The organism is Endozoicomonas montiporae CL-33 (genome assembly GCF_001583435.1).
In the GTDB taxonomy this organism is placed as follows: Bacteria; Pseudomonadota; Gammaproteobacteria; order Pseudomonadales; family Endozoicomonadaceae; genus Endozoicomonas_A; species Endozoicomonas_A montiporae.
The window spans coordinates 5,190,530-5,215,779 of the sequence record NZ_CP013251.1 but is presented as its reverse complement, the minus strand read 5'-3'; the positions used below and the strand labels follow the sequence as shown (position 1 = coordinate 5,215,779).

The window sequence follows — 25,250 nt, the reverse complement described above, 5'->3', positions numbered from 1 at the left end:
AACTGTTGACTGATTATGAAGATCCTTCGCTACTTTATCGTATCCATAGTGGTTGCATTTGTGTTTGTGCTGGCGACCTCGGTTTACCTCTGGTTTTACCTCAATCCGTCTACGGCCGGCAAACAACTGTTCGTGAATGGCGTGGTTTTTACCATGGACGATTACGACACGTTGGCTGAAGCGGCTCTGATTGATAACGATCGGATTGTGGCAACCGGAACTGAAGAGGCGCTGCGTAAAAAGGCCGAAGATGCTCATGTTGTCGATTTGGAAGGTAAAGCGTTGATACCCGGCTTTATTGATACTCAGGGGCATTTTTTTAGTAGCAAAATGAATATCTCGTTTGCCGATGGTCTGGGTACGCTAAGTTATAACGTACAGAACTATCTGGTACAGGGTGTCACCAGTGTTCGTGCTGCCCTGCCTCGTCAGGCTGACAATAAACCTCTGGAGCTGTTGTCGAAGATTGGCCTGATTCCCCAGCGTGTCTTTATCCAGAAAAACCATAAAGCCTATACCAGTGACTTTGTAGAACCTCTGAAAACCATCAGCGATTCGATGGCTCAAACCGAAGGACAGTCGGCTGATAAAAATAGCCAGTCTCAGCACATCATGCTATTGCTCAGGCGTTTCACTATTGATGCAGCAAAAGAACTGAAAGTGGATCAGCTAACGGGATCCATTGAAGCGGGCAAGCAGGCAGATTTTCTGGTGCTGTCTGACAATCCTCTGGCACACCAGAACAGTCTTGACCAGATTCATGTGGATCAGACATGGATTGGCGGCGTGGAACGATTCAACCGCCATGAATTTTCAGAAGACGACGACCGTTTACCAGCGAGTCAGCCCTAACAGTTTTTGTCCAAGCTCTGTCAGTTCAGCGACTTCCCCTTCTTCAGGGTCTTTCTGATAGGGCATATTCCGCCATTTCTCGGGAGCCCGCTTTGCCTGCCATAATGCGATTCGGCTGGCACGACTCTCTTCCGAGTCTTCCGGACACATTGAAATGTACTGGGCCAGTCTTGGCTGGTCCGATGTATTCGTGTTGCCAGAGTGAGGAAGGCGGGAGTCCCAGATAACCAGACTGCCCGCTTTGGCGGCAATGTTTTTGATTTCATAGCCTTCCAGCTCCTCTTCGGTGAACCAGAGGTCTTCTTTTTTCTTCAGTACGTCCGGCTGTTTGAAGAGTTCAGGCACACAACAGAATGCCCCCTGATTTTCCGCTGTATCTGTCAGGTAGAGAATCCCCTGTAAACGCAGAGAGGTGATTTTCTGGTAAGGAAAGTCAAGATGGATGTTGCGCTTGTCAAACGCTTCGGGTTGCTGTTGTGGCGGTTTAAAGGAAAGCCGATCCAGTCTGACCCAGAGTTTTTCACTGGCAAGAAGTTTGGCAAATGCCTGATGGATGGCAGGTTGCTGTCGTACATTCCAGATCGCCTGATGCTGATGAACAGGGACAATACCATTGTGACCCAGCTCTTTGTCATACCAGCTGTCAGGCTTGCTCAGGTTAGCCCCGGTAAACGACGTGATCACGTCTATCACATCGTTACAAAGCTGCCGGGGTATGATTTCGGGTAGAACAATATAGCCTTCGCTGGCCAGAGTATATTGGTGTTGTTTGGTTATGTTCATAACCAGAAGTTTAATGCAGCGTGATGTTTCTGTCTTGCTCTTCGATACTATCCAGCAGCGTTTCTACAACATTCCGGATAACCTGAGTGTCATGGTTCAGCTCATGAAATTTAATGATACCCATAAGAATCTGAGCCAGTGGGTAGGTGCGCAGGTAGTCTTTCATTTCCCCGGGCTCAATCGACTGCAATGCCTGGTCAACAAACTCATTGGCACCTTGGGTAAAACCGGACTGGGCTGCGGCAACCAGCTCGCGCAGAGGCTGACTGTCGGGTAGGTCGTTGTATTGGATTAACAGCCGGGCAAGGGATTTCTGGTAGGTATCCATCAGCTGTTTTTCTTTGTTATGGCTATCACTGGACATGGGTAATACTCCTGTCTTCAGTACAGTAAATAGCAGACTAAAGATGAATAGAGTCCTAACCTATCCGTAAATCTCTAATCTTTATGAGATTTATTGGATGAATTGATGGGTTTTTACCGATCCTGCGGTGGATTTCTCCTTAATACTTCTGGCTGAAAGTAGGCCGCTTGAATATTCCGGCTTGCAACCCAACATATCCAGCACACCCATGAAGTTAACAGGGGGCAGGCCAGTGAGCAGTCCTATTGTCCATAAAACACAGATTCGTAAAGCCCGGGAAATTGATATAAGGCCTCTGATTGAGCTTTGTAAAGAGTCGCTTCTGTCCAGTTACGGAGAATTGGTTGAGGCTGAGCAATTGCATCCATGGTCTGAAGGCGGGGATATTGAAAAATACGTGCGCGGCATCTGGCCACAAATGCTGGTAGCGGTTGCCGGACCAGATCTTGTTGGCATGCTTGCGCTTCAGGGCAATCACATTGATATCGTCTGGGTTTCACAGACGATGCGCCAGCAGGGGATTGGTCAGATGCTGATGGACAATGCGGAAGAAGAGGTAGCTCAGCTCTGTGAATCCATAGAGGTGGAGTGCCTTGGTCCGGATATTAAAACCATTCAGTTTTATGAAGACCGTGGCTACGTCAGAAAAAGAGAGTATGTGGATAACATCAGCGGTGTGGAGAAGATCGTGATGTCCAGAACCTTTGAATCTGTATAATGCGCATCCATTACTCATTACCCATCGGGCATATTTCTTTATGACTCATAAAGCACTGAGGTTGAAAGACCGGGCTGACCGCCGTCTGAAAGCCGGTCATTTGTGGATTTACAGCAACGAAGTGGACACCAAAGCAACGCCACTGAAAGGCTTTGAAACGGGTGAGCTGGTGGCTATTGAAAATGCTGCTGGTAAAGCCATTGGTACGGGGTATGTGAATCCAAACACGCTGATCTGTGCCCGTCTGGTCAGCCGTGATGCCAAATACATGCTCGACAAATCCCTGCTGGTACATCGGGTCAAAGTGGCCCTGAGTCTGCGCGAGCGTCTGTTTGACAAGCCTTATTACCGACTGATTTTTGGTGACAGCGACAGCCTGCCCGGTCTGGTGGTGGATCGTTTTGGCGATGTGCTGGTGGTACAGATTTCCACAGCCGGTATGGAAGCGGTAAAAGACCAGATCGTGGAAGCACTGGTGCAGGTGCTGAAGCCAACGGGTGTATTGCTGAAGAACGATGGCACTTCCCGCAAGTTGGAAAACCTGCCGGAATACATCGAAGTGGCTCACGGCGAAGTGGCTGATGAAGTTGAGCTGGAAGAGAACGGTGTGCGTTTTCTGGCGCCTGTGATGAAAGGGCAGAAAACCGGCTGGTTCTACGATCATCGCCTGAATCGTGATCGCCTGCGTCATTATGTAAAAGGCAAGCGGGTTCTGGATGTGTTCAGCTACGTGGGTGGCTGGGGTGTTCAGTGCGCAGCGTTTGGTGCAGAGGAAGTCATTTGTGTGGACGCTTCCGAAAAGGCTGTTGATCTGGTGCACCGTAATGCAGAGCTGAACGGTTTACAGGACAAGGTGGGCACCATGCAGGGCGATGCTTTTGAAGCCCTGAAGCAACTAAAAGCGGAAGGTGAACAGTTTGATGTGATCATTGTTGATCCGCCTGCTTTTATTAAACGACGCAAAGATGTCAAAGCCGGTGAGCTGGCTTATCGCAGAATCAATGAAATGGCGATGCGACTGCTGGGTAAAGACGGCATTCTGGTCGCTTGTTCCTGCTCCATGCACCTGCAACGTGACAGTATGCTGGATGCTCTGCGTGCAGGCAGCCGTCATATCGAACGTACTTTGCAGATTATTGAACAGGGTCATCAGGGACCTGATCATCCAATCCTGCCTGCGATTCCGGAAACGGAATACATTAAGGCCATGACCGCCCGCATTACCCGCGTTTAACGATAAGCGCTTACCGCCGTTTGCCCAACAGCGGGTTTATCAACTCAGCCAGCGTGTCTATATCGCTGGCCGAGTTGTAGAGGTGGGGCGAAAGCCTCAACCCTTCGCTGCGCAGGTCGCAGTGCACGCCCGCACTCGTTAATGTTTGCAGAGCCTTTTGATTATTGCTGAAAGAGACCACAAAGGTGCCTCCGCGCTCGTTTGGTTGACAGGGCGAGTTAACGTTTAACTGGGATGCCAGCCGGCTCAGCAACTTCTTGTTATGTGAGTGAATGTGCTCAATGCCTGCAGAGTGCATCAGTTTGATGCTTTCTGTCGCCAGCGTGAAAGGAATAACTGAAGGCGTGCCGCCTGTAAAACGTCTGGCGTCAGGAGCATATTCAAAATTATTCATAGTCAGTGACATCGGGTCTTTGTGAGAGAACCAGCCAATATCGTCCGGCTGACATTCATGAATATTGTTGTCGCTGACCCATAAATAACCGGCACCGGGCCCTCCGCAAAGCCACTTCACGCATGAACCTATAACGAAGTCCGCCTGCCAGTGAGACAGGTCAACGGGAATAATTCCAGCCGACTGGGCGATGTCAACGATCGATGTAATGGTTCGGTCACGGCAGAGTTGAACGATGTCCCTGATCGGCAGCTTTTGACCGGTGTTAGAGACAACGTGGGTTATCAGGGCGATGGAAACCTCTTCATCCAGAAAGTCACTCCAGGTTTGCGGGTCGGCAAGATTCCTGTCCTGTGGAATCATGACGGGTTCAAGTTCCAGAGTTTTACAATACTTCTGAAGAACGGTGCCTATGGATGGAAAGTCTCTGGCAGAAAAAACCACTTTGTTTCGATGAGTGGGTGTGGGTAACGAGAAAAGTATCTTGGTGAGTGCGCTGGATAAATTAACCTGAGGACAAAAATTCTGTGCATTGCTATTGAAGAGTTGCGCCAGAGCTTGAGTAAATGCGTTGATATTATCCAGCCAGTTTGTCCAGGCATGACCGCCGGAGTTTGCCCAGGGGCGAAAAAAGGAATCCGACAGGTGTTTTTCAGTGCTAACGGGAAGGCAGCCAACGGAATGGCTGAGCAGATATATTCCATCGGGTACGAAGAAGGTCTCCTTTGGGTAGCCCGGTATCATGTATTACCCTTTTGGTTCGCTCTGGATTTTATCTCGCTTTACACCGTATTCGCCGCCCCATTCATCGGTCATTCTGGAACGAATTTCCCAGAGTTCGGGAAAGAAGTGGTGCCTGGCTCCCTGCTCAAGAAGGGTGACGGAGCGGCCTTTGAGAGATTTGGCGTTGCCCCCAATGGAACGCTGGATCAGTAGCAGGTGATGAATACGGAAGGTTTGAAATAATTCATCAAATTCAGTCAAGGCTTCTGCTATTACATAGGCATCGTCGTGAGCGTATTCTGAATTGTATACGGTTTCTACACTCAATCCCCGCTTGTCGAGATACTGTTCTTTATAGCTCTTCCACAGATGTTCAGGCATTTTCAAAAGAGTGCGAAACCCGGGTGACTCCTGTCCGCTGCCGTTACCGAGCTGCAGCCGGATTTGCTGATACTCTTTGGGAGACATGGTTTCCAGCACATCCAGCTGTTGGGTCATCAGCCGGAGAATACGGCTGACTCTCCCGAACAGTGTCAATACCCTGAAGGTTTCTGTTTGCTCAATGTATTCATTGATATTCAGAAGCGAGTAGGCAATCAGTTTCATCCACAGCTCTTCAACCTGATGGACGATCTGGAACATTAGCTCATCCTGATTGCACAGCGCGTCAAAGGATTTCTGGGCAGTCAGAAGTGTATGAGTGTTTAAATAAATTTCGTAATCTAAGTCAGACTTCCCTTCCATCAGTCCATAGAAATCAGCCCTGTTCATACGGGTTTTACCTCCAACGCTTTTTACTTCTAACAATACCCTGCCTGACATTGGCCTTCAGGGGTGGATGGATCAGCCAAGATTAGCGCAAATTAAGCACCGTCCAGTTTTTTTTGCGGGCCACCCGCTCAAGTTCCGGATCAGGGTTCACGGCAAAGGGGTAATCCACTGTCTGCAACAGAGGCAAATCATTTTTGGAGTCACTGTAGAAATAGCTTCCCTCCAGACTGAACCCGGGATTATCTGTTAGCCACTCCTGCAAACGTATCACTTTGCCACCCTGAAAGGTGGGGGTACCAACGACGTTACCGGTATAACGGTTGTCTTTTATTTCCGCTTCAATAGCCAGAAGAGTATCGACCCCGAACTCACGGGCAATAGGCTCGGTGACAAAGCGGCTGGTGGCTGTAATAATCATCAGGTGGTCGCCCTGATCTCGGTGCTTTTGCAGCAGTGTCCGTGCTTTTTCCAGCATAATGGGGCGAATCTGTTCTGTCATGAACAGGTCATGGTAGTGTTTTAGTTCTTCCATGCTGTACCGGGTCAGTGGCTCCAGTGCAAAACCCAGATACTCGTGAATATTCATGGTGCCTTGCTCATATTGCTCGTAGAAGTGGTCATTGCCCCTGCGGAAAGTCTCCACATCAACCAGCTTCTGCTCGCACATGAATTTCCCCCACAGGTAATCACTGTCACCAGCAATCAGGGTGTTATCAAGATCAAAAATTGCGAGAGCCACAAAACCTCCTGCTAAACTCCACGTTTTAAAGCATTTTTATAACTGCATATCCGTAAAACTGCATATCCGTAAATAGGAACGCAGCTCTGACTGGAACAGTGTACGCCATCAGCGTTACAAAATTAGGACTGATGTCAGTCTTTTAAAGAAAATGTTGAGGTTGTGAAGGCAGATAAATCACGAGGTAAGGACTAACCTGTCTCTTTTCAGAGGCAGATCAATATTAGTCCAACTAAATTGGCATCTTCGTTGCTGTGTTTGCGCCGTTTGTGAAACAATGCGGTATAAGAAACATTTTAGGTAGCCGCAGGCGTGATTGATTCAGATGGATTCAGACCTAACGTCGGTATTATCCTCGCAAATCAACACGGTCAGGTTCTTTGGGCGCGGCGTATAAGACAGGACGCATGGCAATTCCCCCAGGGGGGGATCAATGATGGAGAATCTCCGGAAGAAGCCATGTACCGGGAACTCTATGAAGAAATCGGTCTTCAGCCGGAAGATGTAGAAATTCTGGCCTGTACCCGGGGATGGTTGCGTTATCGATTGCCTCGACGTCTTGTACGCAGGGAGCAGTACCCACTCTGTATTGGACAAAAACAGAAGTGGTTTCTGCTGAAGTTGCTCACAGGTGATGACCGTGTCAGCGTGGATCATACGCCGTCCCCCGAATTCGACGGATGGCGTTGGGTCAGTTATTGGTACCCCCTTGGGCAGGTAGTATCCTTCAAGCGGGAAGTGTATCGGCGAGCCTTGCGGGAGCTGGCTCCAAGGATTGGACGTTTGCAGAGTGGTGGAAGCTGAGAGCACTGAAACTGCTTGTCACAGGTGACTGATAGCAAATGCGCTATGGCAGATGAGCCGATAAAGGAATTTTAGCCGGAGGTTGAGAGCAGGCGACTATGTTGAATACCCTGCGCACAATTGTTCAGGAAGTCAGTGCTGCTTCTGACCTCAGGGCTGCGTTGCAGATTATTGTGCAACGGGTTCGCGACAGCATGCACACTGACGTCTGTTCTGTTTATCTGTTTGACCTTGAGCAGAGCGAATACACCCTGAGCGCTACCGAAGGACTCAATCCTTCTGCCGTGGGCGTTGCCAAAATGACTCAGTCAGAAGGATTGGTGGGGCAGGTCGGGCTGCGGGAAGAACCCATCAATATTGAGGATGCTGCCACACATCCCAAATTTCACTACATCAAAGAAACCGGTGAGGAACGTTACCACTCGTTTCTCGGGGTGCCGATTATTCATCACCGCCAGATTCTTGGTGTTATGGTCGTTCAGCAAAAAGAACGTCGTCGTTTTGATGAACACGAAGAAGCCTTTCTTGTCACGATGTCTGCCCAGTTGGCAGGGGTTATAGCCCATGCCGAAGCGACAGGCTCTCTGCACGTCACACCCAATAATCCCAGAAAAACCGCCCGTTTTCAGGGGACTGCCGGAGCCACCGGTGTGGCTATTGGTGAAGCCGTGGTTGTGGTGCCTCCGGCGGATCTCGGGGCTGTACCGGATCGACAACACGACGATCTGGATGCCGAACTGGCTTTGCTGGGCAAGGCGCTGGAAGCTGTTCGCTCAGAGATGAAGGAAACGGCTGATAAGCTCTCGGATCTGCTTCCGGTTGAAGAGCAGGCTTTGTTTGATGTGTATCTCCGCATGCTGGATGACAACGCACTCGGGCTGGAAATTCGCAATCAGGTTCGTGCCGGCAGCTGGGCTCCCGGTGCCTTGCGTACTGTGATTGATGAGCATGTTCGCAACTTTGAAAAGATGGAAGATGCCTATCTGCGCGAGCGGGCTGCGGATGTTAAAGACCTTGGCCGACGGGTGTTGTCTTATCTTCAGAAAGAAAACAAAAACAACATCTGTTATCCGGACAATACGATTCTGGTCAGTGAAGAGCTGACACCGGTTATGCTGGCCGACGTTCCCCGTGAGCAGTTGACAGGTCTTGTTTCGGTGCAGGGTTCGGGCAATTCCCACGCTGCGATTCTTGCCCGTGCCATGGGCATACCCACGGTGATGGGTGCCGTTGACCTGCCTTTCCTGAAGTTATCGGGTCATCAGTTGATTGTTGACGGCAATCTCGGGCTGGTTTATTCAACCCCCTCTGCCGAGCTGCTGGAACATTATCAGGTCGTCGTCGAAGAGGAGCAGGAGTTTACGGAAGGTCTCGAAACCATCAGTGGTCTGCCTTGCCTGACGCCGGACGACTACCGGATTCCGCTCTGGGTAAACACCGGCCTGATGACCGACACGGTTCGTTCTCTGGATCGGGGCGCAGAAGGTGTTGGCCTTTATCGAACAGAAGTACCGTTCTTGTTACGGGAGCGCTTCCCCAGTGAACTGGAGCAGGAAAAAATTTACCGTCACCAGCTGGAAGCTTTTGCCCCAAGACCTGTCACTATGCGTACGCTGGATATTGGTGGTGACAAGTCCCTGAGTTATTTCCCCATTGAAGAAGACAACCCGTTCCTTGGCTGGCGTGGTATCCGGGTCACACTGGATCATCCGGAAATTTTTCTGGTGCAGGTTCGTGCCATGCTCAAGGCCAGTGTCGGGTTGGATAACCTGCGCATTATGCTGCCAATGATCACCAGTGTGTTTGAGGTGGAAGAGGCGATGCATCTTATTCACCGGGCCCATACTGAAGTTCTGTCAGAAGGTTTGCCGGTTGTTATGCCCCCGGTTGGCGTGATGATCGAAGTGCCTGCTGCGGTTTATCAGGTTCGGGAGCTGGCAAAACTGGTGGACTTCCTGTCTATCGGTTCCAACGACCTTACCCAGTACCTGCTGGCGGTCGATCGCAACAATCCGCGTGTGGCTGATCTCTACAATTCTTATCATCCGGCTGTGCTTCAGGCTTTGCAGAAAGTGGTTGAAGATGCGCACAAAGAAGGCAAGACGGTGAGTATCTGTGGTGAAATTGCAGGTGATCCTGTGGCGGCTGTTCTGCTGGTTGCCATGGGTGTCGATATGCTCTCGATGAGTGCTGCCAACCTGCTCAAGGTTAAATGGGCACTGCGGCGCATCACTATTCAAAAAGCCAGAGAGATTCTCGCAGAAATATTAACCATGGATAATGCCCAGGTAATTCGCAGCTCTCTTGAACTGGCTCTTTGTCGAGAAGGTCTTGGCAAGGTGCTGGGTATCAAGAGTCGTCGATTTGCAGATTGATTTTTCCTTCCTTTGCTCAATTGTTGTCTATCCTTCTGGCATTGATTTTTCCAAATCATATTTTTCCCAGGTTATAAGTAATAATTGTCGTCTACCTCGGCTCCGTGCTAATTCATCAATGGTGAACGGGGTTCGCGGCTGTTGAAAAGACGTGCTACACGATCTTTTTATCAAGGGAGCCAGTATGTCCGATTATCTGTTAATTGAATCCCGTGACCCCTTTGACAGTGGTTGCAGTCACTATCACCAATTGGCTGAAGATCTGGTCAGGAGTGGCAAAAAAGTCACCCTTCTATTGGTGCAAAATGGTGTTCTTCCTGCCCGTCCATGCGATGCGTCCAAAGCACTGACAGATATGTCACGACAGGGAGTAGAAATTCTTGCTGATGATTTTTCTCTGCAGGAGCGTGGCATAGATCCGGGCTCTCTGGCAGAAGGGGTTATGGCTGCTTCCCTTGAGATTGTCATAGAACAGATGGTCGAAGGTCGAAAAGTGCTCTGGCATTGATTAATACTATTTTCTTTATGGGGATTTGATATGTCTGAAAAGAAAACCCTGACCTTTGCATTGATGGATGCTCCTTTTGAAAATGCCAGAACAACCACCGCATTCCGGTTGCTGGATATCGCTGCCCGGCAAGGGCACCACCTGAAAGTCTTTGCTTATGAAGGTGCCGTAGGGTTGGCATTTGCCCGGCAAAGGCCGCACGCGAATGCTGTACATGGCAGAGATGTGGAAGAAGAAGATCACCCGTTGTCGCATAAATGGGTTATTGCCCTGCAAAAGCTGGCAGAAGCCAGTGGTGGCAGTCTGGAATGGATTAACTGTGGCCTGTGTGTTGATGAAAGAGGCATGGATGAGTGTGTAGAAGGTGTCGGACGTGGTAGCCCTGCAGACCTGTGGAAATTTGCCAGCGCGTCGGACAACACGCTTGTCATTCCAACCCGATGAGAAATCACCATGAACGTATTAAGTATTGTTGAAACGGCTTATCGGGCAACCATTGAGGAGCAGGATGATACGATTATCTGGCTCAGCCATGCGATCAAAGGAGCCGGTGCCGGTCTGGATATCTTGTTGCAGGGAAATGCTGTGAATTACGGTGTGCTGGAGCAGGATGCCGGCGGGCTGGCTATTGGAAAAGACCCCCAGACCCAGCCGCCGGATATTGTAGGTGATATTGAAACCCTGATTGAGAAGGGCTGCAAAGTGTTTGTTATCAGTGAAGACCTTGAAGCCAGAGGAATAAAAAATGCTGAGTTACTCGAAGGTTTGAGCCATATTTCGCGCTCAGGTCTTGCCGAGTGCATGAATGGCTATGATCTGGTCTGGCACTGGTAGGCATTGGTCTGAAATGTTCAGTCTTCATTGGCTAGTTGCACCTGAAGGCTGACAAGTACGGTTTCTTTCGACTGTAAGCCGTAATTCAGGCTGACCTTCTTTATTGTACGACCGTTGATTTCCACAGGGATTATTCTCGAGTTATTGCCTGACCGAATCATCCTTTGAATACTGGCATCTATCTTATCACCGTCGTTTAGAGTCAGCCTGACATAGTTAGCTTTGATATCGCCTTTTGAAACATGAAGCCGGATCGATTTTATATTTTTACTCTGAAAGGATTCGGGAATAGGTATGGTAATCGTTTGTCGTGTTGACCGGGCTTTGGCACTGCCAACGGTTTCCCAACTGGCTTCTTGTGCCACAGAGCACATGGATACAAACAGCAATCCAAGAAAAAGACTGCGAAAGCTTGGCATTTGAACGGTCATCGTCCAATCCTCCAGTAGAGCACAGTATGAAGGTAGACGCTTTTTGTAGTGATGGCTGTTCTCTGTCAGGCTTCAAGCTTTAAGCTCAATAGAAAATTGCTTCAATGACTGATGACGTCCATTGCTGCCATAAGTCTGCTCATGCCAGCTGATCCCATTATTATTATCAAACGTCAGGATACTGGTATTTCTCGTTCCGTACTCTGGACTACGAATAAAAATGCTGGAAAGCAACACTTCTTTTTCTTTCCCTATGCCGGTGTCTGGCAATAAATGATCGACGGCTATTTCAGTGTTCTGCATGATATCCAGCAGAGTTGCAGGATTGGCAGAATTATCGGTGTCCAGAGCTTTGGTGACGGCTTCTTTTGCTTTGATCAGTTTTGGCCAGGGCGAGTTGAGAAATTGATTACAGAGTCCGTAAATACCGGGTTTCAAAGTGACTATCCGGTTTTCAATATTAGAGTAGTAATACAACTTGTTCATATCGCCAGCAATAAAATTAAACCCGGTGTACAGGTTCGAATTTTCCTGAACCGTTTGTAGAAATTCATGGGTTGGTAGTGAGCTGCTTAAGGAGTTTTTGACCAGATGACCTCTTGAGACTTGCCCCTCAGGTGCAGGCCACTTTCTATAATTGGTCACGGCAGCAAAGCGGCCTGACCGGTTGATAGCCAGCCAGCTGCCCCCTGCTTTTTCATCCTGACCACCAAATATTTCAGGGTTGTCTGGCCAGAAATGAGCTGGTTTTGTCGGTCGGTCATAAAACTCGTCCCGGTTAGCGACCAGGGTCATTGGGTGTCTGGCTTCTGGTTGCCAGGAGAAAATAATCAGGCACATTAAAATACAGCCTTCGATTTATTATCAGTTTTAAGTGTGTCAGTGTTAAGAAAAGAAAAAAAGTTTTGCAGGCAGTATTGTTTATAAAATTACTGAGGTTTTCTCTATGCTTAAAGCCGCTGTCGTACAACTGTGCTCCAGTGATGATATTGACGACAACCTTGCCTCTATTGATTATTTACTTGCTCCTCTACTCAGCCAGTCAATCGACCTTATTTTGCTACCGGAATGTTTTGCCCAGTTAGGTGGTGATGTTTCTGCCTTCGGTAAAAATACGACGAAAGTCAGGCAATGGATGGCCGATACTGCCAGACGACATCAAGCCTGGCTGATCGGTGGATCCATTCCTTTTCAGCTGGATGCAGCAGAAAACAGCAGAGCGTCGTGCTTTGTTTTTAATCCTCAGGGATTGCTGGAAAGCCGGTACGATAAAATTCACCTCTTTGATGCCAGTGTGGCCGACAAACACCGCTTATATCGGGAATCCAGTGATTATTCGGCGGGTAGTCAGCCCTTTGTGGTGGACATGGGCGAAGCCAAGATAGGTTTAAGTATCTGCTATGACCTCAGGTTTCCGGAATTGTTTCGGAAACTGGTGTCTGCCGGTGCCAATATTCTTACTGTCCCATCGGCCTTTACCCATGCAACGGGTCAAAGCCACTGGGAAGTATTGTTAAGGGCCCGTGCTATTGAGAACCAGTGCTATGTGCTGGCGGCGAATCAGGGAGGGCTTCACGCCAATAAACGACAAACCTGGGGGCACAGTATGATTATTTCCCCCTGGGGTGAGGTGCTGGCCAGTGCAAACAAAGACCCGGGGGTTCTGGTGGCAGAGCTGGATATGAAAGTGCTGTACGACATTCGCACAAAAATGCCCTGCTTGGAACATAGAAAGCTGTGAACATCAGACTCAGGTCTCAGGAAGCCCGAGCCTGATGTTTAAACTGTTAAGGCACGTAGTTTGTCAGGGTTTCAAGCAGTTTGCGCTGAACATTCCGGCGACGCTGTCTGCGATTCGGCTTGTTCTGCACATAAGAGCCGTCACTTTGCAGCGTCCAGCTGCGCACATTGTCACTCAGGAATAGCTCCAGCTCTTTCTTGATACGATTCGCCAGTTTGGGCTCTTCAATAGGGAAGCAGGTTTCAATCCGGTTATTCAGGTTTCTGCTCATGCCGTCAGCACTGGAGCAGTAGACCTGACTTTCACCGTCGTTTTCAAAGTAGTAAACACGGGAATGTTCCAGAAAACGGCCAACAATTGATCGCACTTTGATGTTTTCCGATAAGCCCTCTATGCCGGGTCTGAGGCAGCAGATACCCCGAACAATCAGATCGATTTTGACACCCGCCTGAGACGCTTTGTAGAGAGCGCGAATCATCTGCTTTTCAGTCAGGGCATTAATCTTGATGATTACCCGGGCCGGTTTGCCTTCTTTGGCATTGGTTGCTTCGTTATTGATGCGATCAATCAGACCTTTTTTCAGGGTAAACGGAGCGTGGAGCAGCTTTTTCACCTTAAACGCTTTCCCCATGCCGGTGAGCTGCTGGAATATCTTGCGAACGTCGTTTGTGATGTCTTTATCACAGGTCAACAGGCTGTAGTCGGTGTATAAGCGAGCATTTCCGGCATGATAGTTACCCGTACCCAGATGAGCGTAACGTTGAATGCTGCGGCCTTCACGCCGGACAATCAGCATCATTTTTGCGTGGGTTTTGTAGCCTACTACTCCATAAACGACAACTGCTCCTGCTTCCTGCAGCCGTAATGCCAATGCAAGGTTTTCTTCTTCATCAAACCGTGCCCGTATTTCAACCACGACGGTTACTTCTTTACCGTGACGGGCGGCCTCTACCAGAGCGTCTGCCATTTCCGAGTGGGCACCGGTTCGGTAAAGGGTTTGGCGAATAGCCAGCACGTTCGGGTCTTTTGCTGCCTGACGCAGCATATCAATCACTGGCGTAAAGGATTCATAGGGGTGGTGCAGCAAAATGTCTGCTTTTTTGACATAGTCCAGAACATTGTCGGTACTGTTTTGACGGGTTTGCAGAACCTTGGGGTATTCCGGCGTGAATGATCTGAAGGTCAGATGTTCATCATTTGAACTGTTGTTGCAGACTGACGTCATACGGGTCAGATTCACCGGACCATTGACCCGGTAAAGCTCTTCTTCAGTGAGGCTGAATTCTTTCAGTAGAAAATCAACCAGTGGTTGTGGGCAGTTATCCACCACTTCAAGGCGTACAGCTTCACCATAACGACGGGACAACAGTTCACCCTGCAGAGCTTTGGCAAGGTCTTCCACTTCGTCTTCCAGATCAAGATCACTGTTTCTGGTCAGGCGGAACTGGTAGCAGCCTTTAACGTTCATGCCTGGAAATAGATCTTCTATGTGGCGATGTATGATGGACGACAGGAATACATAATTTGTACCGTCATTGTCGCATATATCATCAGGCAGCTTAACGACCCTAGGTAGCGAACGGGGGGCTGGAATAACCGCCATACCCGTATCACGGCCAAAGGCGTCTTTACCTTCCAGTGAAACGATAAAACATAACAGCTTATTGGCAAGACGTGGAAACGGGTGAGCCGGATCAAGACCAATGGGGCTGATGATGGGCATTACTTCGTGATAAAAGAAGCGCTTTATCCAGATTCTTTGTTTTTCATTCAGCTCGGAACGCTTAAGGAAATGGATGTTCTCTTTTTTCAGCGCCGGTAGCAGGGTTTCATTCAGAATTTCATACTGACGGGTAACCTGTTCTTTGGCGTATGAGTTAATTTCTTTCAGAACCGCACCCGGCCCCATGCCATCAAGCCCAACCAGTTCACGACCGTAGCCGATTTGCTGCATTAGCCCGGCTACACGAATTTCAAAGAATTCGTCGATGTTGGAGCTGTAGATCAACAAAAACCGCAGGCGCTCGAGCAATGGGTGTTCTTCATTCAGCGCCTGTTCCAGCACCCGGGTATTGAACTGTAGATGGCTTAACTCACGGTTAAGATAGTATTCAGGATTGCTCAGGTCGGTGATTTTTGGCGGAGTCTTTACTGCCTCTTTGGACGATGCCGGTGGGGTTTCTGCCACGGGATCACTGGCTGATGGTGCTGGCTGCTGGGTTGGGCGCTGGGTATTGTCCATAGGAACTCTTACTGCAATCGGTGGGCGCTGGGGCAAACAGCCCCAAGCTACCAGAAAACTGTTACAAAATAATGATTCTGTTTATAAAACCATCCTTATATTCACTCTTAAGGCTAGGAGGCTGTCCGAGAATAGTCTGCCCTACCGGCAACTGCTCCTGCGTTGCCCTAGCTCCGGCATCCATACCGTCGTGCGGTCGTGTAAATTGGTCTAAAAATCCGATTTTGTTCGTCAAATAGCTCGCTATTCTCCTCTCAAAACCAAATTTTTATCTTCAATTTTCTACGATCCTCGCTACGGGCGCTATTCTCGGACAGCCTCCTAGGAGTTGACACACCCTTTGCCAGTTATTGGCTTAAGGAGTCTGGCAGCTTCTTTGGCAAAGTACGTTAAAATCGCATCGGCACCGGCACGTTTGAAGCACAGCAACGACTCCATCATGACGGTGTTGCCATCCAGCCAGCCATTTTCAGCAGCCGCTTTGTGCATAGCATATTCGCCACTGACCTGATAGGCAAAAGTAGGCACTTTGAATTCTTCTTTTACCCGGCGCACTAGGTCAAGATAAGGCATACCGGGTTTCACCATGACCATGTCTGCGCCTTCTGCCAGATCAGCAGCCACTTCATGCAATGCTTCATCGGAGTTGGCGACATCCATCTGGAACGTGTATTTATTGCCTTTGCCCAGATTGGCAGCGGAGCCTACGGCATCCCTGAAGGGCCCATAGTAGGCGGATGCGTATTTGGCAGAATAGGCCAGTATAGAAGTGTTCTGGAAACTGTGTGCTTCCAGCGCCTGCCGGATTGCCCCGATTCGCCCGTCCATCATATCGGAAGGCGCAACGATGTCTGCGCCAGCTTCAGCGTGAGATAGTGCCTGCTTTACCAGAACCTCAACGGTTGGGTCATTGATCACATAGCCGGTTTCATCCACCAGACCATCCAGACCATGGCTGGTATAAGGGTCCAGGGCTACGTCGGTGATAACGCCCAGTTCCGGATATTTTTGTTTAATGGCACGAACCGTTCGCTGAACAAGCCCTTCCGGGTTGAAGGCTTCAGCGGCATCGTCAGACTTTTTCTCCTGCTCAATAACCGGAAACAGGGCAATGGCAGGAATGCCCAGACTGACCAGTTCATCGGCCTCATGCAGAAGCTGGTCAAGGGTGACACGCTCGATTCCCGGCATGGATGGCACAGCTTCCCTGTCATTGGCACCCTCTTTAACAAAGACAGGGTAAATCAGATCACTGGCCGATAAAGAGTGCTCCTGCATCAGACGGCGGGAGAAGCTGTTAAAACGCATGCGTCGCGGGCGGCTGCCTGGGAATGGGCGCTGAATCATGGAAGCGGATTACCTCTTGCTGTGAAAATGCATCTTCATCACAGGCTTCTGAGTAGTCAGGCTTTTTAACATTGTGCGTTTGTCTACCGGAGCCCTTGATGCGATTATACGGAAAATACCTAATAAGTCTTGTGCTGCCTGCAGACAAACGAGTGTGACGAATGAATAAATCAAAGATCCTGTTGCTGCTGGTGCTGGCTGCTGCCATTGGTGCCTTTTACTCACTGGATGTGCAGCAGTACCTGACCAGAGATTTCTTTCAGCCGCTTTATTCCGATAACCCCCGGTTAACCATTGGGATTTTCTTTCTTGTTTATGTGGCTGTGACAGGGCTTTCGCTGCCCGGAGCCGCCATTCTTACCCTGATTGGCGGGGCTATTTTTGGCCTTGGTACCGGGTTTCTGATTATTTCGTTTGCCAGTACGATCGGGGCAACACTCGCCTTTCTGTTTTCCCGTACTCTGCTCAGGGACTGGGTTCAGAAAAACTTCAGCGATTATATGGACACCATCAACAAAGGCGTACGGAAGGATGGTGCCTTTTATCTGGCTACCCTGCGTTTAATGCGAAGCCTTGGGTCTAATTCCCCGCAGCTTGCTGCGAACTACTCAAGAGCTAACTTGATACCCCGGAGCTTGCTCCGGGGTAGTTCATTTCCGGCTGTTCCGTTTTTTGTGATTAATCTGGTGATGGGGCTAACGCCTATCAGGGTCTGGACCTTTTACTGGGTGAGCCAGTTGGGCATGTTGCCGGGGACGGTGGTGTATGTAAACGCCGGGGCACAGCTGGGGCAGGTAGAAGAGTTGTCGGTATCAGGGATTCTGACGCCGGAACTGATTGGTTCGTTTGTCTTGCTGGCGCTGTTTCCCTGGCTGGCCCGCAGCGGGCTGGAGCTTTTGCGCAGGCGGCGGATTTATAAACCCTTCAGCAAACCGGCTCACTTTGATAATAACCTGACAGTCATCGGGGCGGGTGCCGCCGGGCTGGTTAGCAGTTATATCGCTGCAGCCGTCAAGGCAAAGGTGTCCCTTATCGAGAAGCACAAAATGGGAGGAGACTGCCTGAATACCGGCTGTGTGCCCAGCAAAGCACTGCTTCGGTCAGCCAAAATGGCACATTATATGGGACGGGCAGGGGAATTCGGGCTTGAGAATGTTAAAGCCGATGTGAATTTTGAAGCGGTTATGGAAAGGGTTCAGGCTGTGATTCGCAAAGTCGAGCCCCACGATTCTGTGGAACGCTATACCGGCCTTGGGGTTGACTGTGTTACCGGTACTGCCAGAGTGTTGTCTCCCTGGGAAGTGGAAGTTGACGGACAGGGTATCACCAGTAAAAACCTGATTATTGCCAGTGGTGGGCGGCCTTATGTGCCACCTTTGCCGGGGCTTGACCGTGTGACATGGTATACCTCGGACACTATCTGGGAGATTCGCGAGAAACCCGGCACCCTGCTGGTTATTGGCGGGGGTCCTATCGGCTGTGAACTGACCCAGGCGTTTACCCGTCTCGGAGTGCATGTCGTTCAGGTTGATCATGGTACCCGTCTGCTGCACCGGGAAGACCCGGATGTCTCAGAGCAGGTTCAGGCACAGTTTACGGATGATGGTGTCGATCTTAGGCTGAAGCATGAAGCCCGGTCTTTTCATGCAGAGGATGACCGGCAATGGCTGGAAGCGGGCGTAGAGGGAGAGAAAGTTGAAATAGAGTTTGATGCCGTTCTGTTTGCCACGGGAAGACAGGCGAATACCGGCAATATGGGGCTGGAAACCCTCGGACTGGAACTGACCGAGCGTGGAACGTTGCAGGTGAATGACTTTATGCAGACCCGCTTTCCAAATATCTATGCCTGTGGTGATGTGGCCGGGCCTTACCAGTTTACCCATGTTGCCGCTCATCAGGCATGGTATGCCGCCGTCAACGCCCTGTTTGGACGGTTTAAGAAGTTCAGGGTGGATTATTCGGTGATTCCCTGGTGTACCTTCACTGATCCGGAAGTCGCACGGGTAGGGCTGAACGAAACTGAGGCTCAGGACCAGGGAATTGAATACGAAGTGACGAAATACGGCATTGACGACCTGGACCGCGCCATTGCTGATGAAGAAGCCCGGGGCTTTGTCAAAGTGTTGACCCGACCCGGTAAGGATAAAATCTTGGGTGTAACGATTGTTGGTTATCATGCCGGTGAGCTGATTACTGAATACATCAGTGCGATGAAACACGGCCTTGGTTTGAACAAAATTCTGGGCACTATTCATATTTACCCGACTCTGAGTGAATCCAACAAGTATGCAGCGGGCGAGTGGAAGCGGGCTCATGCACCACAAAAGGTGCTGGAATGGGTTAAGCGGTATCATTCATGGATGCGCCACTGAACATTTAGCCAACCTGCTAGATTTATGAAAGAGCCTCTGATTGAGGCTCTTTGTTTTTTATGGGGGTACAGCAGGGACTCATGGCTTCAATCGACAGTTTTCAGGGCAGTGTCGCACCGATTCAGGGAGATACCGGAGCAAGGATACGGGTAAGGTTTCTACAGAAGAGGCATCCAATCCCGGACGCATGAATCGCTCCAAGATTACGCGGCATCGGGGCCAAGCCATGATACGCCGGGGAATTCGCTCAGGCTCTGCTCCACAGCAAACCTCAATCTTAAAGCGTAAAGCGCCACAACCGCCTGCAGAGGCTGTTAAAGCGAAGAAGTCTCGCCCTGCGCCAAACTCTGCAGATAAACAGTTAACACAATTAATGAAAGGGGTTGAGCATTTCAGGGCGAACCGAAATAAGGCGGAAAATAAAGGCAGCGAGAAAGAACTTCAGCAGCAAGTTCACACGCTGACACAGGAGCTTAAGTTTGCTAATAACCTTAAAGAATCAATAAAGGACATCATAGTAAGTAATCATTTGAAAGAGTATAACCTCGGTGATGATGAGGTTTCTGGTTTAACCAAGGAGAGAGAGTAGGATTAGTAGTCAAGTCATGGGTTCTATTTCCGAGGCAAAGCAAGAACTGAAAGAGGCACAAGTAAAGCTCAAGGCTTTCAAGTCCAATCAAAAATCTGCTCAGGCAAATAATAAAACAGACAACGACGCCAAAACCGAACCAGGCTCTGCCAGAGAAAGAATGATGGCCGCTCGTGCCGCAAGAAACAAAAATGCTGCCACCTCTGAAGCAGCTTTTGCCAGACAACTCCGGTCTGAATTGCCCAGTAACCAGAAAAGGCCATAGAGGCTGACAGATCTATAATTAACATTCGTCTATCAATGAAAAGGAGATTCTATGCCAGCTCAGGGTCTATTGGCTGGCATACCAAACCCTATGAAAAAAGATAATCTGAGCCAGCTACACAAGAAGTTGAATGAATCTATTGCTTTCCATAAAGCGTTAAGTGAAGAAATTGCATCGGTTCAACACGATGCGGGTCAGCAGGCCCAACAACTGTCCAGACTGAATGGCAATATGGCGATGCTTGAAAGCAGTAACGAGCCGGATGAAGAATTAGCAAAACGGATCGACAGGCTTAAGCAGGAACTGGATGACGCCGAAGCCTTTTACAAATCCCTTCAAGCCAGAGAGAAAAAACTGCAAACTGCTGAAATACACGCCGCCCAATCCGTACAGACCCTCCAGAGTGAACTTAAAATGGAAGAACTGAAAAAAGGTCGGGATTGATTTTCCCAAGTCAGCTAGCTGATGCTTTCTTTCGAGGAATCCCCAACTTCTGCCGACGTTCCCAGAGAGTCTTACGACTGATACCCAGCTTTTGAGCCAGTTCGGTTTCAGTCATCTGTTCCTGATGTTCCAGTACAAAACGCTGGAAGTAATCTTCCAGTGTCAGGCCGTCCTGAGCAGGACTCTCATGCTGTAATTGTGCATCGACTTTAAACAAGGAGGCTTTTACCCGAACATCAAGATCCAGATATTCCGGCGTGATGATGTTGTCATCGCACAGGATGACAGCCCGCTCAATGGCGTGTTCCAGCTCGCGAACATTACCAGGCCACTGGTGTTGGCAGATAGCCGCCATCGCTTCCGGAGAATAAGAATGTGACTCTTGTTCGAGTTTTTCACAAACACGATCCAGAAGTTTTTCAGCCAGCATTAAAATATCTTTGCCCCTTTCGCGCAATGCAGGAATTCTCAGCTCAACCACCTTCAGCCTATAGTACAGATCCTGACGAAATTCACTGTTGGCTGCCAGCTGCCTGAGGTTTCTGTGTGTAGCTGCAATCAGTCGTACATCGACTTTCTGAGATTGAACGGAACCTATACGACGGATCTCGCCTTCCTGAAGAACCCTTAATAATCGTGCCTGTGCTTCCAGAGGCAGTTCACCTATTTCATCAAGAAACAGCGTGCCGCCGGATGCGGCTTCAATCAAACCTGTTCTTGCTGCAGTGGCACCGGTAAACGAACCTTTTTCGTGACCAAACAGCTCCGATTCAATCAATGTCTCAGGGATGGCTGCACAGTTCACCGAAATCATGGGTCCATTCGAGCGTGTACTGTGGCTGTGAATGGATCGTGCAACCAGCTCTTTACCCGTACCGGATTCGCCCTGAATCAGAACGGTAGCGTGAGTTGGAGCTACCTTTTTAATGCGGCGAAACAGTAGCCGCATGGCATCACATTGCCCGAGAATGCCATCAAAGCCTTCCTGGTCACTGTCTACGTCATTATTCTGACTTTGAGCTCCAGACGGATGATCCACCTTTGGACGACGGGCAAGAATATCGGAAACCCGCTCCAGCATTTCGCTGTGGTCAAAAGGTTTGGCAATATAATCGACCGCTCCCAGTTTCATGGTACTTACGGCAGAGTTGAGACTGGCATAACTGGTCATAATCAACACAGGTATATCGCCTGCCAGATTGATCATTTCGGTGCCTGGCGAACCCGGCAGGCGAAGATCGCTGATGATCAGGTCAAAGTCATTCAGCGTATACGACAGCTCTGCTTCATGGACTGAACCCGCCTCGCTGATGGTGTGTCCGTGCCGTTCAAGGAGTCTTTTCAACGATGCCCGGATAATCTCTTCGTCTTCTACAATCAGAATATTTCCGTGACTCATAAGACTTCCCCTTCCATCATGGACTCCGGGCGAGAGGCAATAGACTCTCTGGTTGCCGGGTCGATATTCTTGTTTGCTGAATGATTCTCTGCTTCGTATCTGGGCAAAGAAATAATGAACTGCGTACCGGTTTTTAAAACCTTATTGACTGGGCTTTCAACCCGGATTGAACCAAAGTGCTCTTCAATGATATTCCAGGTAAGAGCCAGTCCGAGCCCAGTACCTTTTCCAGCCTCTTTGGTGGTGAAAAAGGGTTCAAATAACCGGTCCTGAATGCATGGCGGAATACCATGCCCCTGGTCTTCTATGGTTAGAGTAACAGTGTGAGCATTGGCAGCGGTATGTAGAGAAACTTTGTCGTTAGCTTTGGATGCATCGACTGCATTAGCGATCAGGTTTATCAAAACCTGTTGTATTTTTTGCTGATCTCCGGCGACAAGATGGTCATGGTGACAAAGGTTCTCAAACCGGACCTGACTGTTCTTATGACTCAGTTGTAGAAGGCTGATGGCTTCATCAACACAGTGTTTCAAGGAAACAACGGCTGATTTACTGTCCTCATGTCGTGTTTGTCCGCTGTGAGCATAGCTCACCAGTGTTTGTACAATTCGGGTTACGCGCTGAGTCTGGTCGAGCATCTGCGAGGCCACTTCCCGGGTATCAGATTCATCTGAAAGAATCTTAAGTTCCTGGGCAAGGCTGTCGATGGCTGTGATCGGGTTACCTATTTCATGGGCAACCCCTGCTGCCAGCTGACCAATAGAAGCCAGCCGCTCGCTGTGAAACAACTGGTTTTCAAGCATCTGGTTTTCCGTGCGATCCTCCAGCAGCATAACTTTATTATCTGAAAGGTTACCTGAAATGTTGCCAGAGGTGTCAGATGCCGGTGCCTCTACCATCGCTTTGTGAATACTGAAATATCGTTGGGTTCCTCCCACTTCAAGCTTATGTTTATGCAGATGCGGGTTGTCCAGCGATGAAAACTGACAAAGCAGCTCATTCCATGGAGACGCCAAATGTCGTATGTTGAGTCCAACCACTTTACTGGCATCAATGCCGGTCATTTTCGACATAGCCTGATTCCACAACATGACTTCCTGATTCGCATCAACGGAAAATAGCGCCAGAGGCAGTTTGTCGAGAGTATCCCGGTGGTAACGACGAAGGCTGTCCAGTTCGGCTGCCAGTCCGCTGAGCTTTGAATGGTAGGACTCCAGTCGTGATTCCATGAAGTGAATATCCTGGGCCACATAGTCTTTTTGTTGATCCCAGGGCAGGAAGGTTTCGACGATTCCGTGGGAAACGGTTGGCCCGAACAGACCAGACAGATTTTTTTCGAGCCTTTCTCTTAAACGACGCAGGGCGTGTGGGCGTGTTTCGTCTTCCCGCATATTCAGGTCACACAGGGCTTTTTGAACTTCTTTAGCGGCTGTAATGCTGCCCAGCGGTTTGCTGAGCATTTCCTGAAACTCATAGGTGGATGATGCGATGGGAATTCTTCGGTTGCTGCGTGTAGGGCTTTCAACCTGACAGGCCGCTGCGGCACTGGCTTCAACAGGCCTCATTCTGGTGAACAGAGAGATAACAACAACAAGCCCTGCATTGGCACCGAGTGAGAGAAAAACGATCCTGTGCCAGTTGTCGTACAGCATATTCTGATAAACGACTAACGACTGATTGTAGAGGCTGATATCAATCATTAATGGCACCAGCATTGTCACCAGCCAGATTAAACAGCCCGCAGATAATCCGGCAATAAATCCGTAATGGTTGGCCTTGGGCCAGTAGAGAACGCACAGAGCGCCGGGCAACAGCTGAAGTACCCCGACAAAGGCGACCAGTCCAAGGCTGTAGAGTGAATGCTGGCTGTCGAATAACAGATAAAATCCGTAGGCCGTCATGATCAGTGCACTGATCAGCAGTCGTTTAAGCCGGACCAGTGCCCGGTAAATATCAACATCAAGGTTGGCTTTAGGCCGCCAGAACGGCATGACCAGATGATTAAGAATCATCGAGGACAGCGCCAGAGTTGTTACTATGATCAAGCCACTGGCGGCGGTCAGGCTGCCAACAAAAGAGACGACAGTGAGCCAGGGTTTATCCAGGGCCCTGCCTATGCCGAGCGCGTAATATTCGGGACTGAATGGCAGGTTCAGTTTGATTCCGGCCCAGGTCAAAACAGGCACTGCCAGACTGAGTACCAGCAGAAACAATGGAAAAGCCCAGCTGGCAACGTTCAAAGAGTGCTCGTCCCGATTTTCAGTGAACGTGATGTGAAACATGTGTGGCATGACAATCACAGAAGCAAAAAACAACAGCAGCATGCTGCGCCAGGGGCTGTCTTCTATGGGTTTCTGTATGGTCGCAATGTTGTCGTTACTGGAATGTAGCCAAAGTTCTAACCCATCAAACCCGCCAAAGACTTCATTTAACGCAACAAAGCCCAGCGTCAGCAGAACAGCCAGTTTTAGAATGGACTCCAGCGCCAGAGCCATCACCAGACCCTGATGATGCTCATGGCTGGATATATGTCGGGTGCCAAACAAAATGGCAAACAGGGTGACGAGTACACAGAACAGGAATGCCAGATTAATTCTGGAAATATCCTGATTAATCAGATGAATACTGTCTGATACTGCCTGAATCTGCATGGCCAGCAGGAGTGTGATACTGGCCAGCATAATCAACGTTGCAAAGATACCCGCAGCCGAACTGCGAAAGCGAAAAGCAAACAGGTCGGCGAGGGAACTCAACTGATAAGAACGGGTGATCTTCAGAATCGGGGTGAGCAGTATGGGTGCCAGAAGAAAAGCGCCACTGATGCCTATATACAGAGTCAGAAACAGGTAGCCGCTGTCTCTGGCTATACCAATGCTGCCGTAGTAAGCCCAGCTGCTGGCATAAACGCCCAGAGAAAGAACATAAGTTAACGGGTGTCGTACAACAGACTGCGGAATCCAGCCTTTATCAGTGATCCATGCGATAGAAAATAACAGCAGCAGGTAAGCGACACTGACAAATAACAGGGGTTCCAGATCATAGCCCATCAACGTCCCCTCGTGGCTGCAGCAGGAAACCTACAAAGACAACCATTAGCCATAACAGCCAGGGCTGATACCAGGAGTTGCCATAGGTGATCCACCACTCCATGATCGCGGTCGAGAAGAGGAAAATGCCTATGACAAGGGCCAGTACCAGACGATAGATATACATAGAACGACAGTGCTCATCAGCTGGACTGCCATGTTATAACTAATAGCAATAAACCGCAAAATCTTGCGGCTTGTACCTTTTTGTGTTGGTTGGGGGTTATTTGGGCGG

Annotated in this window: 24 protein-coding genes; 13 read left to right on the top strand and 11 right to left on the bottom strand. The window is 49.4% G+C overall.

Features of this window, described 5'->3' with window-relative positions; all coding sequences use genetic code 11:
- Positions 1 to 15 precede the first annotated feature (15 nt).
- Positions 16 to 852, top strand: coding sequence for an amidohydrolase family protein (locus EZMO1_RS24115; RefSeq protein WP_034877753.1), 837 nt, complete (start codon positions 16 to 18; stop codon positions 850 to 852).
- Here the strand turns inward: EZMO1_RS24115 and EZMO1_RS24110 are convergent.
- Together EZMO1_RS24110 and EZMO1_RS24105 are read right to left on the bottom strand one after the other, a co-directional pair.
- The gene (locus EZMO1_RS24110; RefSeq protein ID WP_034877754.1) at positions 832 to 1,635 is read right to left on the bottom strand and encodes a phytanoyl-CoA dioxygenase family protein; all 804 of its coding nucleotides are present in this window, start codon (positions 1,633 to 1,635) and stop codon (positions 832 to 834) included. The genes EZMO1_RS24115 and EZMO1_RS24110 overlap by 21 nt on opposite strands.
- A 10-nt stretch (positions 1,636 to 1,645) precedes the next feature.
- Positions 1,646 to 1,999: a hypothetical protein gene (locus tag EZMO1_RS24105; protein ID WP_034877756.1), complete on the bottom strand. Its 354-nt coding sequence runs from the start codon at positions 1,997 to 1,999 to the stop codon at positions 1,646 to 1,648.
- A gap of 232 nt (positions 2,000 to 2,231) precedes the next feature.
- Here EZMO1_RS24105 and EZMO1_RS24100 point away from each other — a divergent pair, with 232 nt between their 5' ends.
- Both EZMO1_RS24100 and EZMO1_RS24095 read left to right on the top strand, forming a co-directional pair.
- Positions 2,232 to 2,717 carry a GNAT family N-acetyltransferase gene (locus tag EZMO1_RS24100; RefSeq protein ID WP_034877757.1) on the top strand — a complete coding sequence of 162 codons (486 nt, stop codon included), beginning with the start codon at positions 2,232 to 2,234 and terminating at the stop codon, positions 2,715 to 2,717.
- A gap of 40 nt (positions 2,718 to 2,757) precedes the next feature.
- Positions 2,758 to 3,951: a class I SAM-dependent rRNA methyltransferase gene (locus EZMO1_RS24095; protein WP_034877758.1), complete on the top strand. Its 1,194-nt coding sequence runs from the start codon at positions 2,758 to 2,760 to the stop codon at positions 3,949 to 3,951.
- 10 nt (positions 3,952 to 3,961) lie between these two features.
- Here EZMO1_RS24095 and EZMO1_RS24090 read toward each other — a convergent pair whose 3' ends face one another.
- From EZMO1_RS24090 to EZMO1_RS24080, 3 genes are all read right to left on the bottom strand, one after another.
- On the bottom strand, positions 3,962 to 5,089 hold the full coding sequence (locus tag EZMO1_RS24090) for an aminotransferase class V-fold PLP-dependent enzyme (protein WP_034877762.1): 1,128 nt from the start codon (positions 5,087 to 5,089) through the stop codon (positions 3,962 to 3,964).
- 3 nt (positions 5,090 to 5,092) lie between these two features.
- Positions 5,093 to 5,839 (bottom strand): tryptophan 2,3-dioxygenase family protein, encoded by a 747-nt coding sequence (locus EZMO1_RS24085; protein ID WP_034878633.1) that lies wholly within the window; start codon positions 5,837 to 5,839, stop codon positions 5,093 to 5,095.
- A gap of 82 nt (positions 5,840 to 5,921) precedes the next feature.
- Positions 5,922 to 6,578, bottom strand: a complete 657-nt coding sequence (locus EZMO1_RS24080; RefSeq protein WP_034877763.1) for a histidinol-phosphatase — start codon at positions 6,576 to 6,578, stop codon at positions 5,922 to 5,924.
- Between the two features lie 312 nt (positions 6,579 to 6,890).
- Here EZMO1_RS24080 and EZMO1_RS24075 point away from each other — a divergent pair, with 312 nt between their 5' ends.
- The 5 genes from EZMO1_RS24075 (at position 6,891) to EZMO1_RS24055 (ending at position 11,099) form a co-directional block, all read left to right on the top strand.
- Complete coding sequence (locus EZMO1_RS24075) at positions 6,891 to 7,382, top strand: RNA pyrophosphohydrolase (RefSeq protein WP_034877764.1); 492 nt, start codon at positions 6,891 to 6,893, stop codon at positions 7,380 to 7,382.
- A 98-nt stretch (positions 7,383 to 7,480) separates the two neighbouring features.
- Positions 7,481 to 9,757 carry a phosphoenolpyruvate--protein phosphotransferase gene (ptsP, locus tag EZMO1_RS24070; protein WP_034877765.1) on the top strand — a complete coding sequence of 759 codons (2,277 nt, stop codon included), beginning with the start codon at positions 7,481 to 7,483 and terminating at the stop codon, positions 9,755 to 9,757.
- 184 nt (positions 9,758 to 9,941) lie between these two features.
- Positions 9,942 to 10,265 carry a Rossmann-fold NAD(P)-binding domain-containing protein gene (locus tag EZMO1_RS24065; RefSeq protein ID WP_034877766.1) on the top strand — a complete coding sequence of 108 codons (324 nt, stop codon included), beginning with the start codon at positions 9,942 to 9,944 and terminating at the stop codon, positions 10,263 to 10,265.
- A gap of 30 nt (positions 10,266 to 10,295) precedes the next feature.
- Positions 10,296 to 10,709: a DsrE family protein gene (locus EZMO1_RS24060; RefSeq protein WP_034877767.1), complete on the top strand. Its 414-nt coding sequence runs from the start codon at positions 10,296 to 10,298 to the stop codon at positions 10,707 to 10,709.
- Between the two features lie 9 nt (positions 10,710 to 10,718).
- The gene (locus EZMO1_RS24055; protein ID WP_034877768.1) at positions 10,719 to 11,099 is read left to right on the top strand and encodes a DsrE family protein; all 381 of its coding nucleotides are present in this window, start codon (positions 10,719 to 10,721) and stop codon (positions 11,097 to 11,099) included.
- A gap of 17 nt (positions 11,100 to 11,116) precedes the next feature.
- Here the strand turns inward: EZMO1_RS24055 and EZMO1_RS24050 are convergent, their stop codons facing one another.
- Positions 11,117 to 11,530, bottom strand: coding sequence for a hypothetical protein (locus EZMO1_RS24050; RefSeq protein WP_034877769.1), 414 nt, complete (start codon positions 11,528 to 11,530; stop codon positions 11,117 to 11,119).
- Positions 11,531 to 11,602: 72 nt separating this feature from the next.
- Entirely contained in the window at positions 11,603 to 12,370 is a 768-nt protein-coding gene (locus tag EZMO1_RS24045; protein WP_034877770.1) for an NRDE family protein, read from the bottom strand.
- A gap of 106 nt (positions 12,371 to 12,476) precedes the next feature.
- Here EZMO1_RS24045 and EZMO1_RS24040 point away from each other — a divergent pair, with 106 nt between their 5' ends.
- Positions 12,477 to 13,271, top strand: coding sequence for a carbon-nitrogen hydrolase family protein (locus EZMO1_RS24040; RefSeq protein WP_034877771.1), 795 nt, complete (start codon positions 12,477 to 12,479; stop codon positions 13,269 to 13,271).
- 46 nt (positions 13,272 to 13,317) lie between these two features.
- On the opposite strand, the gene ppk1 is transcribed toward EZMO1_RS24040, so the two are convergent.
- Both ppk1 and hemB read right to left on the bottom strand, forming a co-directional pair.
- Entirely contained in the window at positions 13,318 to 15,513 is a 2,196-nt protein-coding gene (gene ppk1, locus EZMO1_RS24035; RefSeq protein ID WP_034877772.1) for a polyphosphate kinase 1, read from the bottom strand.
- A gap of 321 nt (positions 15,514 to 15,834) precedes the next feature.
- Positions 15,835 to 16,860, bottom strand: a complete 1,026-nt coding sequence (gene hemB, locus EZMO1_RS24030) for a porphobilinogen synthase (RefSeq protein WP_034877773.1) — start codon at positions 16,858 to 16,860, stop codon at positions 15,835 to 15,837.
- Positions 16,861 to 17,021: 161 nt separating this feature from the next.
- On the opposite strand from hemB, the gene EZMO1_RS24025 reads away from it, so the two are divergent.
- The 4 genes from EZMO1_RS24025 to EZMO1_RS24010 all read left to right on the top strand — a co-directional run bounded on the left by EZMO1_RS24025 (position 17,022) and on the right by EZMO1_RS24010 (position 20,530).
- Positions 17,022 to 19,232, top strand: a complete 2,211-nt coding sequence (locus EZMO1_RS24025; RefSeq protein WP_034877774.1) for an FAD-dependent oxidoreductase — start codon at positions 17,022 to 17,024, stop codon at positions 19,230 to 19,232.
- A 187-nt stretch (positions 19,233 to 19,419) separates the two neighbouring features.
- Positions 19,420 to 19,821: a hypothetical protein gene (locus tag EZMO1_RS24020; protein ID WP_034877775.1), complete on the top strand. Its 402-nt coding sequence runs from the start codon at positions 19,420 to 19,422 to the stop codon at positions 19,819 to 19,821.
- 16 nt (positions 19,822 to 19,837) lie between these two features.
- The gene (locus EZMO1_RS24015) at positions 19,838 to 20,086 is read left to right on the top strand and encodes a hypothetical protein (protein WP_034877776.1); all 249 of its coding nucleotides are present in this window, start codon (positions 19,838 to 19,840) and stop codon (positions 20,084 to 20,086) included.
- Between the two features lie 51 nt (positions 20,087 to 20,137).
- Positions 20,138 to 20,530 carry a hypothetical protein gene (locus EZMO1_RS24010; protein ID WP_034877777.1) on the top strand — a complete coding sequence of 131 codons (393 nt, stop codon included), beginning with the start codon at positions 20,138 to 20,140 and terminating at the stop codon, positions 20,528 to 20,530.
- A 10-nt stretch (positions 20,531 to 20,540) separates the two neighbouring features.
- Here EZMO1_RS24010 and EZMO1_RS24005 read toward each other — a convergent pair whose 3' ends face one another.
- Together EZMO1_RS24005 and EZMO1_RS24000 are read right to left on the bottom strand one after the other, a co-directional pair.
- Positions 20,541 to 21,929 carry a sigma-54-dependent transcriptional regulator gene (locus EZMO1_RS24005; protein WP_034877778.1) on the bottom strand — a complete coding sequence of 463 codons (1,389 nt, stop codon included), beginning with the start codon at positions 21,927 to 21,929 and terminating at the stop codon, positions 20,541 to 20,543.
- Positions 21,926 to 24,976 carry a sensor histidine kinase gene (locus EZMO1_RS24000; RefSeq protein WP_086936441.1) on the bottom strand — a complete coding sequence of 1,017 codons (3,051 nt, stop codon included), beginning with the start codon at positions 24,974 to 24,976 and terminating at the stop codon, positions 21,926 to 21,928. The genes EZMO1_RS24005 and EZMO1_RS24000 overlap by 4 nt, the downstream gene beginning before the upstream one ends.
- Between the last annotated feature and the right edge of the window lie 274 nt (positions 24,977 to 25,250).